This window comes from Mesorhizobium sp. M2C.T.Ca.TU.002.02.1.1, assembly GCF_003997225.1.
Genome location: NZ_RZTO01000772.1, coordinates 1 through 2,867, shown reverse-complemented (window position 1 = coordinate 2,867; position 2,867 = coordinate 1). Strand labels below are relative to the sequence as shown.

Genomic DNA, 2,867 nt, shown 5'->3' with positions numbered 1-2,867 from the left:
AGAGAGCAAGGCGAGCCCGGCAAAGGCGATGGCGACGATGAGGCTGCCGGCGGCGATCGGCAGACGCGGTCCGATCTTGTCGGACCACTGGCCGACCGGTCCCGATAGCAACGCGATCGATGCCGACAACGGCAGGAAGATGAACCCGACCTCGGCCGAGCTCAATCCCCAGCCCGCGATCAGGACCATCGGCAGGTAGAAGAGATTCGCCGACAGCGCGAAATAGAGGAAGAAGGTCGCCAGATTGGCGCCGGCGAAGGCGCCGATGCGGAACAGGCCGAGATCGATCATCGGCTCGCGCCGCCAGCGCTCGTAAAGGATGAAGATGAAAAGAAGCACGACGCCGGCGACGATCGCCGGCCCGGCCATCATCCCGCCGCCCTCGGCATTCATGGCCGTCAATCCATAGGCCAACGATCCGAACGCCAGCGTCGCCAGCGCCGCACCCCCGAGATCGAGGCTGCGCTTTTCAGTCGGCTGGTCGGCCGGCACCTTGGCCAGAAGCAGATAGATCGAGATCAGTCCAAGCGGCAGGTTGATGGCGAAGATCGCGCGCCAGACCCCATTGCCGAAGGTCGTCAAGACGAAGCCGCCCAGCACGGGACCGAGCGCCGTGGTCAGCGCCGACGCGGCGGCCCAGATGCCGATCGCCCGGCCGCGCTCCTTCTTCGGATAGGCCTTGGCGATGATGGCGAGGCTGCCCGGCACCATGATCGCCGCGCCGATGCCCTGGATGGCGCGGAAGGCGATCAATATGGCCGGGTCGGGCGCCACCGCGCAGGCGAGTGAAGCCGCGATGAACAGCGCGATGCCGGCCACGAAGGCGCGCCGCAGTCCAAACCGGTCGCCGGCGGCGCCCCCCGCCAGGATGAGCGCCGACAGCGTCAGCGCATAGGCGTTGGAAATCCACTGCGCCTGCGCCAGGCTGGCACCGAGATCCACGCGCAGCGCCGGCATGGCGATCGCCAGGATCGAGCCATCGATGAAGCCGAGCGCCGAGGCGAGGATCGCCGCGACCAACACGAATTTTCGCTGCGTCTGAGGACAAAACGTACCGTTAGCGCGGACGGGCGAATGCGAATCGGCAGTGGTTTCGTTCGCGGATGACATAGATCCCTGCTTAGTCTTCCGTTGCGGCCGCAACAACAAGCCAGAGCATAGCTGTTCTTGAAACCAGATGCCCCCGGGCATTCCAGGAGAATGCACCGTGGTTTTCCGTTGTCGACTCAACCTGAAATCATCCGGCCCTGGCCGCATGGCGAGGCGGAGGCCAATTCTGATGCAAACCGCCGATCGCGTGCTAGGTTCCATCATTACGCATGGAGAGGAAGCCATGAAGCGGCCGCTCGAACCGTCGGCGGAAGGACGCGGACGCATCGTCGGCATAACCGACGGCGTCTTCGCCATCGCGCTGACCTTGATCGTGCTGGAGATCAGGGTGCCGTCGCATGAGGTGGTGCATTCGGAGGGAGAGCTGCTTGCCGCGATCCTGGCGCTCGGGCCACGGTTCCTGACTTATGCGCTGAGTTTCCTGACGCTCACCATCTTCTGGTTCGGCCAGCAAGCGCAGCATGGCCTGATCGCGAAGTCAGACCGCAGGCTGGCGACGCTCAACCTGTGCTTTCTTGCCTTCATCGCGCTGCTGCCGTTCTCGACCGACCTGCTGGCCGATTTCCTGGAATTCAGGATCGCGGTGCTGGTCTACTGGCTGAACCTTTTGATGCTGGGCGCCACGCTGTTCGCGAGCTGGTGGTATGCCGACCGGAACGGCATGATCGCCGAGGATGTCGATGCGCAAACACGGCGCACCGTCTACAATCGCATCGTCAAGGCGCAAATTCTGTGGGCGGTCGGCGCGGCGCTTTGCCTGGTCACGCCGCTGCTCAGCATAGGCTTCATCCTGCTGGTGCAGCTCATCTATGCCGCGGCGCCGCGCGCTTCACTGCTGCGTAAACTCATCGGTTGAGGTCCCGCCGACCTCCGCGATTGTTGGTCCGCCGACGAACTCCACCGTGACGCCCGGCGACACCAGCTTGGCAAGCTCGCGTGCATCCCAGTTGGTCAGGCGCACGCAGCCATGGCTCTCGGTCTTGCCGATCTTGGAAGGATCGGGCGTGCCGTGGATGCCGTAGGTCGGCTTGTCGAGCGCGATCCACACCGAGCCGACCGGACCGTTCGGTCCCGGCGGGACGGTCAGGATCTTGTCGTTCTGGCCTTGCTTGAAATTGATGTTCGGGTTGTAGGTGTAGTTCGGATCGAGCGCGATGCGCGAGACGGCATGGATGCCGGTCGGCGACGGCGTGTCGGCCGAGCCGATGGTCGCCGGATAGGCCGCGACCAGCTTGCCGCTGCCATCATAGGCGTAGACTTCCTTCTTGGTCTTATCGGCGACGATACGCGTTACCGGCGTCGAGACCAGCTTGCCGAAATTGGCGACCTTGATCATCGTGCCGGGGCGATTGAAGTCGACCCCCTTGTTGATCGACTTCAGATAGGTCTCGTCCATGTGGAAGCGCTCGGCCAGCGCCTCGGTGACCGAGGTATAGCACATGCAGTCGAGCTTGGCCTTCTGGCTGTAATCCTCGGGGATCGAGGCGACGTAAGGGCCGGCTACGTCTTCCGGCGTGATCGTGTAGGAAGCAAAGGGGTCGCCGCCCGACTGGGCAAGCGCCGCCTGGATGCCGACGGCATCGGTGGATTTCAGATTGGTGCCGTTTATCTCGTTGTAGGCCGCCAGCGCCTTGTCGACATTGGAGCCGAAGCGCCCGTCGATCACGCCCGGCGAAGCGCCGCCGCGGTCGAGCAGCACCTGCAGCGCGGCAACGTCCTGGCGCACCCCGAGCGACAGCGATGGATCGACCGAGGCC

The 2,867-nt window shown here is 64.2% G+C and carries 3 protein-coding genes; 1 reads left to right on the top strand and 2 read right to left on the bottom strand.

What is annotated here, in order from left to right; all coding sequences use genetic code 11:
• Nucleotides 1-1,110: MFS transporter (locus EOD07_RS29145; protein ID WP_127237807.1), on the bottom strand; the 1,110-nt coding region annotated here is incomplete at its 3' end.
• Between the two features lie 223 nt (nt 1,111-1,333).
• Between EOD07_RS29145 and EOD07_RS29140 the strand changes: the two genes are divergently transcribed.
• Entirely contained in the window at nt 1,334-1,966 is a 633-nt protein-coding gene (locus EOD07_RS29140; RefSeq protein ID WP_127237806.1) for a TMEM175 family protein, read from the top strand.
• Here the strand turns inward: EOD07_RS29140 and EOD07_RS29135 are convergent.
• The coding region (locus EOD07_RS29135) for a L,D-transpeptidase family protein (RefSeq protein WP_164772640.1) at nt 1,940-2,867 on the bottom strand (928 nt) is incomplete at its 5' end. The two genes, EOD07_RS29140 and EOD07_RS29135, sit on opposite strands and share 27 nt — an antisense overlap.